At 64.4% G+C, this 16,385-nt stretch carries 13 protein-coding genes; 7 read left to right on the forward strand and 6 right to left on the reverse strand.

All coding sequences use genetic code 11. From position 1 onward, the window contains the following. Positions 1 to 26: 26 nt before the first annotated feature. Positions 27 to 659: a hypothetical protein gene (locus GGR39_RS05050; RefSeq protein ID WP_183616540.1), complete on the reverse strand. Its 633-nt coding sequence runs from the start codon at positions 657 to 659 to the stop codon at positions 27 to 29. A gap of 132 nt (positions 660 to 791) precedes the next feature. Here GGR39_RS05050 and GGR39_RS05055 point away from each other — a divergent pair, with 132 nt between their 5' ends. The 4 genes from GGR39_RS05055 to gltX all read left to right on the forward strand — a co-directional run bounded on the left by GGR39_RS05055 (position 792) and on the right by gltX (position 6,390). Further along, a complete protein-coding gene (locus GGR39_RS05055) occupies positions 792 to 1,460 on the forward strand; it encodes a glutathione S-transferase family protein (RefSeq protein WP_183616156.1) in 669 nt (222 codons plus the stop codon). A gap of 40 nt (positions 1,461 to 1,500) precedes the next feature. Then, positions 1,501 to 2,649 carry a succinyl-diaminopimelate desuccinylase gene (gene dapE, locus GGR39_RS05060; protein WP_183616157.1) on the forward strand — a complete coding sequence of 383 codons (1,149 nt, stop codon included), beginning with the start codon at positions 1,501 to 1,503 and terminating at the stop codon, positions 2,647 to 2,649. 127 nt (positions 2,650 to 2,776) lie between these two features. Next, positions 2,777 to 4,942, forward strand: coding sequence for a catalase (locus GGR39_RS05065; RefSeq protein WP_183616158.1), 2,166 nt, complete (start codon positions 2,777 to 2,779; stop codon positions 4,940 to 4,942). A 116-nt stretch (positions 4,943 to 5,058) separates the two neighbouring features. After that, complete coding sequence (gltX, locus tag GGR39_RS05070; RefSeq protein ID WP_183616159.1) at positions 5,059 to 6,390, forward strand: glutamate--tRNA ligase; 1,332 nt, start codon at positions 5,059 to 5,061, stop codon at positions 6,388 to 6,390. 75 nt (positions 6,391 to 6,465) lie between these two features. On the opposite strand, the gene GGR39_RS05075 is transcribed toward gltX, so the two are convergent. The 4 genes from GGR39_RS05075 to GGR39_RS05090 all read right to left on the reverse strand — a co-directional run bounded on the left by GGR39_RS05075 (position 6,466) and on the right by GGR39_RS05090 (position 11,898). Next, on the reverse strand, positions 6,466 to 7,014 hold the full coding sequence (locus GGR39_RS05075) for a pseudouridine synthase (protein WP_183616160.1): 549 nt from the start codon (positions 7,012 to 7,014) through the stop codon (positions 6,466 to 6,468). A 61-nt stretch (positions 7,015 to 7,075) separates the two neighbouring features. Then, a complete protein-coding gene (locus GGR39_RS05080; protein ID WP_183616161.1) occupies positions 7,076 to 7,858 on the reverse strand; it encodes a 3-hydroxybutyrate dehydrogenase in 783 nt (260 codons plus the stop codon). Then, positions 7,858 to 9,045, reverse strand: a complete 1,188-nt coding sequence (locus GGR39_RS05085) for a patatin-like phospholipase family protein (RefSeq protein ID WP_183616162.1) — start codon at positions 9,043 to 9,045, stop codon at positions 7,858 to 7,860. Before GGR39_RS05085 ends, GGR39_RS05080 begins: the two co-directional genes overlap by 1 nt. A 102-nt stretch (positions 9,046 to 9,147) precedes the next feature. After that, on the reverse strand, positions 9,148 to 11,898 hold the full coding sequence (locus GGR39_RS05090; protein ID WP_183616163.1) for a [protein-PII] uridylyltransferase: 2,751 nt from the start codon (positions 11,896 to 11,898) through the stop codon (positions 9,148 to 9,150). Between GGR39_RS05090 and lgt the strand changes: the two genes are divergently transcribed. The 3 genes from lgt to GGR39_RS05105 are packed head-to-tail and all read left to right on the forward strand — an operon-like array spanning position 11,888 to position 14,516. Next, positions 11,888 to 12,943, forward strand: a complete 1,056-nt coding sequence (gene lgt, locus GGR39_RS05095) for a prolipoprotein diacylglyceryl transferase (RefSeq protein ID WP_183616164.1) — start codon at positions 11,888 to 11,890, stop codon at positions 12,941 to 12,943. The genes GGR39_RS05090 and lgt overlap by 11 nt on opposite strands. After that, positions 12,940 to 13,998: a class I SAM-dependent methyltransferase gene (locus GGR39_RS05100; protein ID WP_343055781.1), complete on the forward strand. Its 1,059-nt coding sequence runs from the start codon at positions 12,940 to 12,942 to the stop codon at positions 13,996 to 13,998. The genes lgt and GGR39_RS05100 overlap by 4 nt, the downstream gene beginning before the upstream one ends. Then, positions 13,998 to 14,516: a DUF2306 domain-containing protein gene (locus GGR39_RS05105; RefSeq protein ID WP_183616165.1), complete on the forward strand. Its 519-nt coding sequence runs from the start codon at positions 13,998 to 14,000 to the stop codon at positions 14,514 to 14,516. The genes GGR39_RS05100 and GGR39_RS05105 overlap by 1 nt, the downstream gene beginning before the upstream one ends. Before the next feature lie 39 nt (positions 14,517 to 14,555). On the opposite strand, the gene GGR39_RS05110 is transcribed toward GGR39_RS05105, so the two are convergent. Then, the gene (locus tag GGR39_RS05110; protein WP_183616166.1) at positions 14,556 to 16,322 is read right to left on the reverse strand and encodes a bifunctional metallophosphatase/5'-nucleotidase; all 1,767 of its coding nucleotides are present in this window, start codon (positions 16,320 to 16,322) and stop codon (positions 14,556 to 14,558) included. Between the last annotated feature and the right edge of the window lie 63 nt (positions 16,323 to 16,385).

Here is a 16,385-nt window from a genome sequence, read left to right on the forward strand (position 1 = left end):
CCCGTTTCTTAGGCGCGCAGGCAACCTTACGATCCTGCCGCCTTCAGATCCGCCGATTCGATATGCCAGCGCAGTTGGGCCGGGGTAGCGCCGTCCACATCGTTCACCCGGCGCAAGATGACATCGCCTTGCAATCGAAAGGGCTTGCCCTCGATCGTGTCGCCGGTGACGATCGCGGGGGCGGTGTAATAGGATGACCCCGCAGCTCCCTCCATTTCGCCGGTGGGCACGGAGACGGTGATCGTGCGATAACGCTGCCACCACTTGGTGAAGGCGGCGCGGCTAGCGGGCGGGTTGCCGAACTGGTCCCAGGCGGTGCCGAATTGGCGGTTTTCTAGGGCGCGAGCCCAAGTCAGCAGCACGGCGCGCGCACCCTTCACGCCCTTCATTGCCTCGGGCGTCAACGAACTCACAGGGGGTGCGGGCGGCGGCGCGCCGATATCCGAAGCCGGCGGTGCGGGCGGCATCGGCACTGGCGGCGGCATCACCGGGGCCGTGTCAGACGTAGCAGCCGCCGCCTCGCTGGGAGCCGGTATGGCCGCTTCGGTTGTCGGCGCATCGGACGGGGCGTTGCTCGCGTTGGCTTCGGGAGCGCCGTTGCCGCCGCAACCGGCCAGCATGACGATCGCGCTCATGACAAAGAAATCGGCCTTGCGCATGAATGTCTCCTCGATCCCCATCAACTTGTGATCGCCTTGCGCGGTTCCCGGCCGAGGCGACGCTCCTGTTCATCCTCGACAAGCGAAATCTGAACCTCTAGGCGCGATGGGCCAGCAGGAGGGACGCCGCCCATGAAGCTGATCATTGGCAATAAGAACTATTCGAGCTGGAGCTTGCGGGCCTGGCTTGCCGTCAAGCAGTCGGGCCTCGCATTCGAGGAACTGACCGTGCCCATCCTCGGTGAGGATTGGGAAGAGCGCAAGCGCAGCGCTGAGGAACTCGCGCCCTCGTCCGGCAAGGTGCCCGTCCTGTGGGATGGCGAGGCCGTGGTGTGGGACAGCTTGGCGATTATCGAATACCTGGCGGACAAGGTCGGGCGCGATCGCTTCTGGCCCAAGGACGACGGCCCGCGTGCCATGGCACGATCGATGGTGGCCGAAATGCATTCCAGCTACTTGGCGCTGCGTCGATCCTGCCCGATGAACGTGCGGGCATCGGCCTCCGGCTTCACGCTTTCGGCGGAGGTGCAGGCCGATGTGGTGCGCATCCTGACGCTGTGGGCCGAAGCGCGGGCGCGGTTCGGCAAGGGCGGGCCGTTCTTGTTCGGCACGTTCTGCGCGGCGGATGTGATTTACGCGCCGGTGGTCAGCCGCTTTCGCACATATGGCATCGGCGTGCCCGGTTTTGCCCTGTCCTACATGCAGGCTGTGTGGGAGCACGAATGGATGCAGCAATGGATCGCCGGGGCCGAAGCGGAGCAATGGGTGATCGAGCAGTACGAGATGCCGGCCGCGCAGTAGGGCGGTTGCGGCTTTCGTGCCGGATGTGCGAAGGGGCTGCATGACCCAGATCACTGCCGCACCCCAGACCGTTGCGCATTTGGCACAAGCGCTGATCGCATGCCCCAGCGTCACACCGGCGCGGGGCATGGTGTTCGATTGCCTGGAGGCGGCGCTGGCCCCCATCGGCTTCGAGGTGATCCGCTTCGTTGCCGGTGCAGCGCCCGATGGCCCGGTGGAGAACATGCTGGCGATCCGGCGGGGCCCTGAGGGCTCGCGCCACTTCGCCTTTGCCGGACACTTGGATGTTGTGCCGCCTGGAGAGGGTTGGACGAGCGCGCCGTTCGCGCCGGAGATCCGGGGCGAGCTGCTGTATGGCCGCGGCGCGGTGGACATGAAGGGGTCGATCGCGGCTATGGCCGTGGCCGCGCGGGATATTCCGGCAGAAGCCGGCACCCTCAGCTTCGTGATCACCGGGGATGAGGAAGGCCCGGCGCGTTACGGCACTTTGGCGCTGATCGAAAAGATGCGCGAAGTGGGGGCGATCCCGGACCTGTGCCTTGTGGGAGAGCCGACCTCGGTCAACCGGCTGGGTGATATGGCCAAGATCGGCCGGCGCGGTTCGGTCAATATCTTCCTCGATGTCGAAGGCGTGCAGGGCCACGTCGCTTACCCGCACCTGGCGGACAATCCGATCACGCGGCTGGTCGCGATGCTGACCGAATTGAAGGCGCTGATGCTGGATGAGGGGACGGACTGGTTCCAGGCGTCGAACCTGGAAGTGACCGACCTGACCGTCGGCAATCCGGCGCACAACGTCATCCCCGCCAAGGCGAGCGCGCGCATCTCGATCCGCTTCAACGATCGACATACCGGCACGAGCCTGTCAGAGAAGGTGATGCAAATCGCAGCCCGCCATGGTGGTAGCGCGCGGGCGCTGATCTCTGGAGAGGCGTTTTTGACGCCGCCGGGCGCGTTCTCCGATATGGTCAGCGCCGCGATCGAAGCCGAAACTGGACACAAACCCGAGCTTTCGACGAGCGGCGGCACGTCCGACGCGCGCTTCCTGAAGGACTTGTCTCCAGTGATCGAGTTCGGTCTGTGCAATGCCACGATGCACAAGCGGGATGAGGCCGTGGCGGTGCCGGATCTGGAAGTGCTCGCCCGTATTTACCGGCGGATCGCATTAGCAGCGTTGGCGTCAAACTAGACAATTGTTATGATCTAAATATTTGTAAATAAATAAAAATCAAGCAACCTCCTGCGAGCCGGTTGGTTCTTCTTATAATGCGATAGGCTCTTTCTGGGCCAATGTCGTGACCAATAAGGAAGCGACTATGACCAAGACGACCAGCGAAGACACCCGTCCTGAAGACGCCGCACGCAGCTTTGACACAGAAGTCGGCGCGGGCGGCGAACTGCACCAGATCGCGGATGATGGCGGTGATGTGCTGACGACGCAGCAAGGCGTCCGTGTCGCGGATGACCAGAACTCGCTCAAGGTCGGCGATCGCGGGCCCACGCTGCTGGAAGATTTCCACTTTCGCGAAAAGATATTCCACTTCGATCATGAGCGCATTCCGGAGCGCGTGGTCCATGCCCGGGGCTTCGGCGTCCACGGCACTTTCACCCTGACGGAAAGCCTGGAAGACCACACAGTCGCCAAGATGCTGACCGAAGTGGGCGAGCAAACGCAGATGTTCGTGCGCTTCTCCACCGTCGCCGGCAACAAGGGCTCGCCCGATCTGGCGCGCGACGTGCGCGGTTTCGCCGCCAAGTTCTACACGAAGGAGGGCAACTGGGACATCGTGGGCAACAACATCCCGGTGTTCTTCATCCAGGACGCCATCAAGTTCCCCGACATGGTCCATGCCGCCAAGCAAGAGCCCGATCGCGGCTTTCCGCAGGCGCAGACGGCGCATGACAACTTCTGGGATTTCATCAGCCTGACGCCGGAATCGATGCACATGATCATGTGGATCATGTCCGACCGGACGATCCCCCGCTCGTTCCGCACGATCGAGGGCTTTGGCGTTCACACCTTTCGGCTGATCAATGCCGAGGGCAAGGGTACGTATGTCAAGTTCCACTTCAAGCCCAGGCAGGGTCTGCAGTCGGTGATGTGGAACGAGGCGGTTAAGATCAACGGCGCCGATCCGGACTTCCACCGCCGCGACTTGTGGGACGCGATCGATCAGGACACGCCGCCCGAATGGGACCTGGGTGTACAGTTGTTCGACGACGAATTTGCCGACAACTTCGAGTTCGACGTGCTCGACGCCACCAAGCTGATTCCGGAAGAGCAGATACCCGTCCGCATCATCGGCAGCTTCGTGCTGGATGCGCGGGTGGAGAACTTCTTCGCAGAGACCGAACAGGTGGCGTTCTGCACGCAGAACGTGGTGCCCGGCATTGGGTTCACCAACGATCCGCTGCTTCAGGGCCGCAACTTTTCGTATCTTGATACGCAGCTCAAGCGCCTGGGCTCGCCCAACTTCACGCACATACCGATCAACCAGCCGCGCGGCTGCCCGGTGATGAATTTCCAGCAGGATGGGCACATGGCGATGCGCAATCCCAAGGGCCGCGTGAATTATGAGCCGAACAGCTGGGCCGGATCGGGCCCCAACCCGCGCGAATCCCCCACCACCGGCTATCGCCATTTCCCTGCCGAGGAGAGCGGCCGCAAGGCGCAGGTCCGCTCAGCCAGCTTCGCCGATCACTATAGCCAGGCGCGCCAGTTCTTCATCAGCCAGGCGCCGATCGAGCAGAAGCATATCGGCGATGCCCTGGTGTTCGAGCTTTCGAAGGTGGAGCGGGTCGACATCCGCCAGAAGATCGTCGGCCATTTGCGCAATATCGACGAGACGTTGGCCAAGGTCGTCGCAGGTGGCCTGGGGCTAAAGGAATTGCCACCCAAGGAAAAAGCGGCCGTGGAACCGCGCACGGATCTGCCGGCCAGCCCGGCGCTCAGCATCGTAGGGCGCGGGCCGGAAAGCTTTGCCGGTCGTAAGCTGGGCATCCTCGTCACCGATGGCGCGTCGGCCAAGCTGGTAAAGGCGCTGACGGAGAGCGTGGCCGCGATGGGCGCGGTGTCCGAGATCATCGCGCCGAAGATCGCCGGCGCGACGCTGGACGATGGCACCTTGGTTGAGGGCAAGCAGAAGATCGATGGCGGCCCTTCGATACTCTACGATGCCGTGGCACTGTTGCTTTCCAAGGACGGCGCGGCGCAATTGGCCGAGGACAAGACAGCCAAGGACTTCGTCTCTGACGCGTTTGCGCACTGCAAGTTCATCGGCCACACGCCCGAAGCCGTGCCGTTTATCCAGCGCGCAGGCGTCACCGAGAAGGACATGGACGAGGGCGTCATTCCGTTGGATAGCGCCAAGTCGGTGGACGCCTTCCTGAAGGCATGCGGCAAGCTGCGTTTGTGGGATCGTGAGTTCAAGGTCGATCTGGACGCGGCCGGGTTCCTGGCGGCACAATCCGCAAAGGGCTGAGCGTTGGCGGGGTGGGCCATGTGCCCGCCCCGCGATCGTTGCGCTGTCCGGCCAATCGCGGTGAGCCGCGCGGGCATTTGACCTGCCCGCCTGCGCCGCCTAATCCCCGCTCGATCATGACCATCGTTACCCGCTTTGCGCCTTCGCCCACCGGCCTCCTCCATGTCGGCAACGTGCGGGCTGCCCTGCACAACTGGCTGCTGGCCAAGCGCCACGGCGGCCGCTTCCTGCTGCGTATCGACGACACCGATGCCGAGCGCAGCCGTGAGGAATATGTCGATGCTATCCGCGCCGATCTCGCCTGGCTGGGCATCACGCCCGACGGCGAAGAGCGCCAGTCGGCACGCTTTGCTATCTACGAAGAGGCTTTCGCGCGGTTGGCCGATGCGGGCCGGGTCTACCCATGCTGGGAAACGCCGCAAGAGCTGGACCTGAAGCGCAAGGTGCTGCTGGGTCGCGGCCTGCCCCCGGTCTACGATCGCGCTGCTCTCGATATCCCGGAGCTGGAGCGGATGCGCCGCATCGCCAGTGGTGACGCGCCGCACTGGCGGTTCCTGCTGGATCGCGAGACGCCGATCACCTGGGATGACGGCATTCGCGGCCCTCAGCGCTTCGATCCGGCGATGATGTCCGACCCGGTGGTGCGCCGCGCGGACAATTCCTGGCTCTACATGCTGCCTTCCGTGATCGACGATATCGCGATGGGCGTCACGGACGTGCTGCGCGGGGAGGATCACGTGTCAAACACCGCCACGCAAGTGCAGATGTTCCAGGCGCTGGGTGCGCCGCTGCCGCGCTTTGCGCATGAGGCGCTGCTGACCGGGGCGGAGGGCAAGCTTTCGAAGCGCCTGGGCTCGCTAGGCATCGCGCATTTCCGCGAGATCGGCATCGAGCCAGCCGCTTTGCGGGCGCTACTGGCACGGCTGGGTACAAGCGATCCGGTGGATGCGTCGCTGGATGCGGAGGGCTTGGCAGCGGCTTTTGACCTGGCGCATTTCGGACGCGCGCCCGCGCGGTTCGATGAAGCGGAACTCGAGCGGGTGAATGCCTCTGTTGTCCATGCGCTGCCATTCGATGCGGTGGCCGACCGCCTGCCTAGCGGAATGGACGAAGCCGCCTGGGTTACGGTGCGGCCGAACCTGACACATGTGCATGAAGTGGCGGATTGGTGGCGCGTGGTCACAGGGCCGGTGGCACCGCCGCAAGTGTCGGAAGAGGATCGCGCCTACCTCACGCGCGCTGCCGAGCTATTGCCTGATACTTGGGGCGACGATCCCTGGCACGCGCTGACCGGAGCGCTCAAGGCGGAAACCGGGCGCAAGGGCAAAGTGCTGTTCCTGCCCTTGCGGCAAGCGCTGACGGGCCTGGATCATGGGCCGGACATGGCCGCCCTGCTGCCCCTGATCGGGCAGGAGCGAGCCGCAGAGCGCCTGCGCGCGGCGGGATGAGGTTTTACGGGGGACGGTGCTACGGAGTACGCCTACCCCGTTCATATCGCGGGTGGTGCAGAAACCGACATGCTCCTAGACAGCGATTTCCCGCCACTCCCCAGGCTGCAAGCCTCCCAGCGTCCAATCGCCAATCCGTGCCCTGACCAGGCGCAATGTCGGAAGGCCGACCGCCGCAGTCATTCTGCGTACCTGACGATTGCGGCCTTCGCGGATGGTGAGTTCGATCCAGCTATCCGGCACTGACTTGCGGAACCTGACGGGCGGATCGCGGGGCCACAAATGGGGTATGGGGATGAGCTCCGCCCCGGCCGGGCGGGTGAGGCCGTCGTTCAACCGCACCCCTCGGCGCAGGGCCTGCAGCGCATCTTGCGTCGGCTCGCCTTCCACTTGCACCCAATAGCTTTTAGGCAACTTGAACTTGGGATCGGCGATCCGGGCCTGCAGGCGCCCATCGTCCGTCAGCAGCAACAGCCCTTCGCTGTCCCGATCGAGCCGGCCGGCGGGATAGACGCCCGGCACCGTCACGTAGTCTGACAGCGTCGCTCGTGCGGTTTCGGTCCCGCGATCGGTGAATTGGCTGAGAACACCATAGGGTTTGTTGAACAGGATCAGGCGGGACATGCCGACCGCCCTAAGGCCTCCCGCCCGTTGCTGTCGAGCAGGAGGATTAGGGAAAGCGGTCCTACTCCATGAACCAGCCGTGGCTTGCCACCAGGGACTGGCCGTTCAGCGCATTGGTTTCGAAGCCTGCAAAAAACAGCGCGACTTCCGCGATATCGTCCACCGTGGTGAATTCGCCGTCGACCGTCTGGCCCAGCATCACGCGCTTGACCACTTCGTCCTCGGAGATGCCCAGCTCCTTCGCCTGCTCGGGGATCTGCTTGTCCACCAGTGGCGTGCGCACGAAGCCGGGGCAGATCACGTTGGCTCGCACGCCTTTCTTGCCGCCTTCCTTGGCGATCACGCGCGCAAGACCCAGCAGGCCGTGCTTGGCGGTGACATAGGCGCTTTTCAGCGGGCTCGCTTCCTTGGAGTGGACCGAACCCATCAGCAGCACCGTGCCCGCGCCCTTGGCATACATATGCGGCAGGCAGGCCTTGGAAGTTAGGAAAGCACCGTCCAAGTGAATCGCCAGCATCTTCTTCCAGTCGGCATAAGCGAAATTCTCGACCGGGTTGACGATCTGGATCCCGGCGTTGCTGACCAGCACGTCCACGCCGCCCCAGGCCTCGATCACCTGCGCGACGCCCGCGTTCACCTGGTCTTCGCTCGTCACATCCATGGCGATGCCCAGCGCATCGACGCCGTACTTCGCCTTGATCTCATCCGCTGCCTTTTGCGAGGCTTCGGCGTTGAGGTCTGCGATCGCGACCTTGCCGCCTTCGGAAGCGAAGCGTTTGGCGATGGCGTTGCCGATGCCGCTGGCGGCACCTGTGACGATGCAGGCCTTGTCCTTCAGTTTCATCACGAATTCCTCACTGTTTCAGGCGCAGGTTTCTGATTGGTTCGTTGCGAAGCGGCATCGCGCGGGCGGTCAGTCGCAAGATCGAAGGTGGTGATGGCGTCTTCCGCCCGAGTGCGGCCGATCCAGTCCGGATGGGCAAGCGAATAGTGCGCGTCCTCGAACCCGTCGTTCCAGTGCTCGACCACCGTCTGGCGCGAAAACTCGTAGTCCTTCGACGCGCTTTCGTAGCTTGTGCAGCGGTTGATGAGGTGCATCACCGTCACGTTGCCCTCCCGCTCTTCCTTGAGCAGCGCCAGCAGGTCGGGGTCCTGGCGCAATTCCGAAGGCAATCGCTTGGCGAGGCGACGTGCGGCGGCACGCAGCGCTTCGACCTGTTTCGACTGATTGACGTTCAGCCGGGTGCGGCTGGAAAAGCGGATGTCCTTTTCCCGCTGCAGCACGTCCGCCATGGTGCGGGGCACGTGACCGCGAGAGCTGAACAGATCGACCTGAAACACCGTCATGTCGTCCTGCGCGCGATGATCGAGGACATATTGCAGCGGCGTGTTGGAAACCAGGCCGCCATCCCAAAACCATTCGTCGCCGATCTGCACGGGCGGAAAGCCGGGAGGCAGCGCACCTGAGGCCATGATATGTTCGGGGCCGATGGTCTGCTCGCGATTGTCGAAATACGCGAAGTTTCCGTTCATCACGTTGACCGCGCCCACGCTGAAGCGGATCGGGCCGTTGTTGAGCAGATCGAAGTCCACAAGGTCCAGCAGCGTCTGGCGCAGCGGCGTCGTGTCATAGAAGCTTAGCTGGCCGATCTCTGCCGGCCATTCGATCGGCAGGGGCGGGAAGCGCGGCGTGAAGAAGCCGGGCAAGCCGAATGTGGCGGCGTATCCGGCAGAGCCCTCGTTGAACATCCGCCGCGCGAAATTGAGCGGCTGGCTGAGCCGGTATCGCAATTCGCGAGAGATGCCGTACCAGAAATCGCGCAACCGCTGCAGGCGCTGGCCTGGCGGATTACCGGCAATGATCGCCGCATTGATCGCACCGATCGAGATTCCCGCCACCCAGTCCGGCTGAATGTCTTCGCCCAGCAGCGCTTGGTAAACGCCCGCCTGATAGGCTCCCAGCGCCCCGCCGCCCTGAAGCACGAGCGCGATGGCGGACGCCTGCCTGGCCGCTTCGATAGGTTTCGTCATGCCGAGCCACGCCTTGCGGATATTGCGGTGCAACACAGATGGCGGCGGATGGGCGGAGTGCAAGCGAAAATCTGCGCCACCACCAATCCCGCTCCCTCGCAATCAGGCCGCTACCGCCGCACTCGCTACCTCGCTCGCGGCCTCCAGAAGCTGGGTTTCCAGCGCCTTGATCCGGTTCGCCGCTTCCAGCTTTCCGCCCAGCAGGTCCGTGACATAGAACGTATCCGCCGCGCGCTCGCCATAAGTGGCGATGTGAGCGGAATGGACCATCAGCCGCGCGTCGAACAGGGTATAGGCCAAGCGGTTCAGCAGGGCGGGGCGATCACGCGCGTTCACTTCGATCACGGTGAAGCGGTTTGACGCCTTGTTGTCTACCAGCACGCGCGGCCGCACGTCGAACGCATCGGCACGGGGCCGGGCGTCGGGGCGAGCGTGCAGCTGGGGCAGCAGTTGCACGCGGTTCGCCAGCGCGTTCTCGATGGAGGTGCGCAGGCGTTCCAGCTGCGCCTCTTCGCGGAACGGGCGCTCCAGCGGGTCCTGCACCAGGAAATTGTCGACCGCGCGGCCGGTGCGGGTGGTGTGGATGCGGGCGTCGATGATGTTGCCGCCCGCCAAGTGGATGCCTCCGGCGATGCGGTAGAACAAGCCAGGGTGGTCGGCCGCAATCACGGTGACGAGTGTGGCTCCGCGCGCAGGGTAGAACTCGGTCTGGATCGAGAGCGGCTCCTCTCCAGAGGCGGCGAATTGCGCCAGGTTCTTGGCGATCACGTCGTCCGCCTCGGCGATCCAGTAGGCATCGCCGAATTGCTTGCCGATCTCCTCGATCAGCGGATTGCCCTGGCCCAGCAGCGTCTCCACCGCCGCGCGCTTGGCGACGATGCGTTTCTCGCGGCCGTATTGCGCGTGGCCCAGCCGCAGCCGGTCATCCGCTGCGCCGTAAAGCTCGCCGATCAGCTGGCGTTTCCAGCTGTTCCAGGTGCCGGGGCCGACCGCGCGGATATCCACCACGGTCAGCAGCGTCAGCTGTCGCAGGCGATCGATCGACTGCACCTGCGCCACGAAATCGCCGATGGTCTTGCCGTCAGACAAGTCCCGCTTGAAGGCGGTGGCGCTCATGATCAGGTGCTGGCGCACCAGCCAGGCGACCAGCTCGGTCTCTTCCTCGTCCAGACCCAGCCGGGGACACAGCCGCTCCGCGATTTCCGCGCCCAGGACTGAGTGATCGCCGCCGCGTCCCTTGGCGATATCGTGCAGCATCACCGCAACGTAGAGCACCCGGCGAGAGCGAACCTTGGTGATGATGTCGTGCGCCAGCGGGTGATCGTCGCGCAATTCGCCCCGCTCGATCTTGGCGAGCAGGCCAATGGCGCGGATCGTGTGTTCGTCCACCGTGTAGTGGTGGTACATATCGAACTGCATCTGCGCGTTGACGCGGCCAAATTCGGTGACGAAGCGCCCGAACACGCCCGCCTCGTTGAAGGCGCGCAGGGCTTTCTCCGGATCGCGGCGGCTGGTCAACAATTCCAGGAACAAAGCATTGGCGCGTGGATCATCGCGCAGATCGTCACGGATCAGCCCGGCGTCATGGCTGATCTGGCGCAGTGTTTCGGGATGGATTTCCAGCCCTTCGCGGTCCGCGATGACGAAGATATCAAGCAGCCGCAGCGGGTCTTCGGCAAACCATTTGTCGGACGTGGCGCGCAGCCTTCCGCCAAAGACCTGATAGCCTTTCAGCATGCGCGGGCGGGCGCGGAAATTGGCCAGCAGCCCGCGCACCGGGCGCTGGGCGAACTGCTCGTCCAGCTGCGCCAGGAACACGCCGGTCAGATTGCCCACCACTTTGGCCTGCAGGAAGAAATACTGCATGAACCGCTCGACCGCGCTTTTGCCGGGGCGATCGGAATAGTTCATCCGCGCCGCAACTTCGCGCTGCAGATCGAACGTCAGCCGGTCCTCGGTCCGGCGGGTGATTGCATGAAGATGGCATCGCACCGCCCAGAAAAAGGTCTCGGCCCGGCGGAACGCGCGATATTCGCGCTGGGTCAGCAGGCCCACGTCGACCAGTTCGGCGGTGGAGCGGACCTTGTGGATGTATTTGCCGATCCAGTAGAGCGTGTGCAGGTCGCGCAGGCCGCCCTTGCCCTCCTTCACGTTGGGCTCCACCACATAGCGGCTATCGCCCATGCGCTTGTGCCGCGCCTCGCGCTCGGCCAGCTTTTCGACCACGAACTGACGCTCGGTTCCGCTGACCACATCCTTCCAGAACCGCTGGCCGGCTTCTTCGAACAGGTCCTGATCACCCCAGACGTAACGGGCTTCCAGCATGGCGGTGCGGATCGTCAGGTCCGACTTGCACATGCGCACCATCTCGTCGACCGAGCGGCTGGACTGCCCGATCTTGAGGCCAAGATCCCACAGGAAATACAGCATCGCCTCGATCACCTGCTCGCACCAGGCGGTGGCGCGGATCGGTGTGAGAAAGGCGATGTCCACATCCGAATGCGGGGCCATCTCGCCGCGACCATAACCACCGACCGCCGCGATCGTCAGCCGCTCACCCTTGGAGCGATTGCTCGCCGGATAGACGTGAGTGACGACGTGATCGTGGACGATGCGCAAGATCTGATCGATGAGGAAGGCCTGCGCCTCGGCCACTTCATGTCCGGCGCTGGATTTCACCACCAAGCGGCGGGCGATTTCCTCGCGCCCTTGGGCCAGCGCTTCCTGCAGCAGCGGCAGGATTTCCTTGCGCGCCATTTTCGGCCCATGCTCCTCCACCAGCGCAGCGATCTGCGTGGTGAGGCCCCGGCGGTCGATCACCGCGCGCGGCGATGGAATGCGGATGACATGCATACCACCGTATCTAGAGACTGGCGGGGCGCAGGGAAAGGTGGAAGGGCACGTGAATGGTCTGGCGGAGGCCGGACTTTTGGGCCCTGCCTTTCCACAGGCCGCCTTCCTTCCGTCAAAGCACTATGCCAGAAGGCCGGCCGAGCATTATCGAGAGGCCGACCGCTTGCTGATCCTTTCCGCCGCCGCCATCGCTTCCGAGCCGATCTACTGGGTCGATCTGGGGCTGAAGAACGGCATCAACCTCGGCTTCTTCACGCTGCGCTATTACTCGTTGGCTTACCTGGCGGGCATAGTGCTGGGTTACTGGCACCTGACGCGCATGATCAAGGCGCCCGGCGCACCGATGGCGCAGCGCCATGCGGACGACCTGTTCTTCTATTGCACGATCGGCATCATCCTGGGCGGACGGCTGGGATACGCCACATTCTATACCGGCGGCAGCACCGGCATTCCCAGCTTGTGGCTCCATCCCAAGGAGCTTTTCGCGCTGTGGCATGGCGGGATGAGCTTCCACGGCGGCCTGATCGGCACCACCGTGGCGATGGCATGGGTGGCCTGGCGCGGCGGCCTGAGCTTTATCCGGGTGACGGACTACGTCTCGGTCTGCGTGCCGTTCGGCATGATGTTCGGTCGGCTGGCGAATTTCGTGAACGGGGAACTGTGGGGCCGCGTCGCTGGTCCCGACGTGCGCTGGGCGATGGTGTTTCCCGATGGCGGCCCGCTGCCGCGCCACCCCAGCCAGTTGTATGAGGCGGCGCTGGAAGGCGCGCTGATGATCGTGATCATGCTGCTGGTCTTCTGGAGAACCCGCGCCCGCTATCGTCCGGGCCTGCTGACGGGCATCTTCGTCACCGGCATCGCCATCGCCCGCTTCTGCGTCGAATTTTTTCGTGAGCCGGATCAGCAATTGCAGAGCTTCGCGATGCGCACCGGCCTTTCCATGGGCCAGTGGCTGACAATCCCGATGATGGCGCTGGGCCTGATCCTGATCGCCCGCGCGCTCGCCAGGCGGCCGCTCGCCAGCGGACGGCCGCTCCCGGCGTGAGCGGCGAAGAGGAGCGCGAACCGCTCTCGGCGATCTTCAAGCGGTTGATCGCCAACACCGGGCCGATCAGCGTCCAGTATTTCATGGGCGAGTCCAACGCCCGCTATTACGCCGCGCGCGATCCGCTGGGCGATGCGGGCGATTTCGTCACCGCGCCAGAAATCAGCCAGATGTTTGGCGAACTGGTGGGCCTGTGGCTGGCAGATATGTGGCTGCGCGCCGGTAGCCCCCAGCCAGTGCATTACGTCGAGCTGGGGCCGGGCCGGGGAACTCTAGCGCGCGATGCCTTGCGCGCCGCCAAGCGTTTCGGCCTGGAACCCACGGTGCATTTCGTGGAAGGATCGCCGGAGCTGAAATCCCTGCAACTGGCGGCGGTGCCGGACGCGCGGTGGCATGACGATGTCTCCACTATACCCATCATCGGACCGATCCTGCTGGTGGCGAACGAGTTTCTGGACGCGCTGCCCATTCGGCAACTTGTGAAGACCGCCCAGGGCTGGCGCGAGCGGATGGTGGCGGTGCAGGACGATGCGTTCGTGGGCATTGCCGGTGATCGGCCGATGGACGCGGCGATCCCGGCGGACTTGCGCGATGCGGAGCCCGGAACGCTGATCGAGACATGCCCGGCCGCGGCGGCGGTAGTCTATGAAGTGGCGGGACGTTTGGCGATGCAAGGCGGCGCGGCGCTGTTCATCGATTACGGGTCCGACATTCCTCGCACCGGCTCTACCTTGCAGGCAGTGCGCGCGCACCGGAAGGTAGAGGCGCTGGCCCATCCCGGAGAGGCCGACATCACCGCCCATGTCGATTTCGCCACGCTCGCCAATGTCGCGCAATCGCGCGATTGTCGATGGCTGGGCACGGTGGGGCAAGGCCATTGGCTTAACGCGCTGGGTATCGATGCCCGGGCGGCCAGTCTGGCCCAGGCGTCGCCCCAGCAAGCCGATGCGATCGCTGTCGCCAAGGAACGGCTGACAGGCGCGGATCAGATGGGCGACTTGTTCAAGGTGATGGGTCTGGCCGCGCCCGGCTGGCCTGAAGGAGCCGGTTTCTGATGGCGCTGATCGCCCGTCCCAAGTCGGTGCGGCATGAGCCGGTGCCGCTCAATCCTGAACGCGCGGACAAGGTGCTGGGCGTGCTTTCGCTGGTGCTGCTGGCGTTCGTTCTGGCGGCGCTGGGGCGCGGCTTCGGCCACTGGGCGCAACTGCCGTGGACCTTGTGGCTGCACCTTGCCACTATGACCCTGACGCTGGTGTTGACCCCGGCGATCCTGTGGCAGCGGCGCGGCACACGGCGGCATCGTCAGCTGGGCTACATCTGGGTATCCGCGTTGGCGATCACCGCCTTGGTCAGCTTCACCTTGCGCTTCACCACGCCAGGGCACTTCAGCCCGATCCACGCGCTATCGGTGTTGGTGCTGGTCATGCTGCCGCTGCTGGTGCTGAGCGCCCGGCAGCACAACCACGATCGCCATCGCCGCATCGTGCGCGGCTTGGTGATCGGGGCGTTGCTGACGGCGGGGTTCTTTACCTTCCCATTCCACCGCCTGCTCGGCGGCTGGCTGTTCGGCTGACCTGCACCCCCGCTCGAAGCGCCGGACGGCCGATTGGGATCAACGGGTCACGTCGAAGGCGCGCTTGTCATCGGGCACTTGCCGCACGGGCACCGCGCTGAGCCAGGCTTCCATGGCATCGATTTCTATGCCGCTGCGGACCTTGTCGGTGGCTTTGGTGAACGTCGAATAGAAGTCCCCGCCTTCCGACAGGAAGCTGTTGGTCGCAACGCGGTACTTGGCCGAAGGGCTCAGTGGCTTACCATCCAGCATCAGCGAGATCACACGCTGGCCGGACGGGCGGCGCATGTCGTAGCTATAGCGCAGGTTCGCGCTGGGGGAGATCGCCTGCTTCACGTCTTTGTCGTCCAGCCCTTCCTCGATCATCGCACGGATCTGCACTCCGGTCATCGTCTGGACCACAAGGTCGTTGTTGAACGGCTGCACCGCGTAGAGTTGGCCGAACGTCACGGTGCCATCCGCCGCCGGGGTCAGGCCGGTGCGCACGCCGAAGGGATTGGTGAACGCCATCTGCGCGCCCAGCTTGCGGGTGGCGGCAAGCTGGCTATCGGCGATGAGATAGCCCAGCGGGCCGCCCTTCCAGCCGTCCGCGCTCTCGCTCTTGAGCGCCGGGCCGGACAAGTGGCCGATGACCCGCGCGGTCTCCTTCGCCACATCGTCGACATAGCGCTTCACGAAGGCCTGTACCTCGGGCTTGGGCGCAAAGCGCGGGGCCAGATCGGTGTTATCCACCCACCCGGTGGACGACTGATACGGCTCTGACTGCACCACCACGTTGCGCGCGCGCTTGGCGGTGAGGGCGTGAGTGGCGGGATCGAAAGTTAGGGTGATATCGGTCACCATCTCGCCATAGACCCCGGCGCTGGTCAGCAGGACCGGCTTGGCGGGATCGCCCGCTGCGCGCTCGCAGACGTAATCCCAGTGCGTGTGGCCGGATACCACGACATCGACGCCCGGCTTCAGGCGATCGAGGATCGGGTTGATATCGCCCGTAAAGTCCTTGCAGCCGTTCACGTCACCAAAGTCGCTGGTCTTGCCGCCCTGGTGGATCAGCACCACCACCGCGTTCGCACCTTGCGCGCGCAATTGCGGCACCAGCGTATTGATCGTGTCCGCTTCATCCGCGAAGCGCAGGCCCTTCAGCATGTCTGGCGAGACAAGGGCGGGCACGGTGCGCAGCGACAGGCCGATGAAGCCCACCGTGATCTTGCCTGCGGGGGTGTCGAACGTCTTGAGGCCCGTGCCGGGAAACAGCGTAGAGCCATCGTCCTTGATGGTGCTGGCGGACAAGTACTTGTAGCTCGCACCCGGAAACGGTTCGAGGCGGCAAGGCTGGCGGCGGGTGTTCTTGCCGCAACCGCCGTTTTGCAGGCGCAACAATTCGGCGGACCCGCGATCGAATTCGTGATTGCCCACCGCGTTGAATTCCAGGCCGATACGGTTCATCACGCCCACCGCCGGCTCGTCGAGATAGAGCGAGGATGCCAACTGCGAGGCGCTGGTCAAGTCTCCCGCGGCCACCACCACGCTGTTCGAATGCCGCGCCTTGATCGTATCCACTGCCGAGGCCAGCCAGGAGGCACCGCCGGCCGGCACGCGAAACTTGGTGCCGTCAGCAGCGGTCATGCTCACGGATTGCTTGGGCGGCTCCAATGCGCCGTGGAAGTCGTTGAGGGCGATGATGCCGATCTCGACCGGCGCGGCGCTCGCAGTGCGCGACGGCGCTGACTGCGTTTGCGGCGTGGCGCAGGCGGCCAGCAGCGAGGCAAGGAGGAGAGGGGCGGCGAACTTGGCTTGGGGAATCATGGCGTTGCCATATCGAACAAGGATGTGACGCGCCAATGGCGTTCCTGCGGGGCAGGGCAATAG

The sequence above is a fragment of the Novosphingobium fluoreni genome (genome assembly GCF_014196615.1).
Classification (GTDB): Bacteria; Pseudomonadota; Alphaproteobacteria; order Sphingomonadales; family Sphingomonadaceae; genus Novosphingobium; species Novosphingobium fluoreni.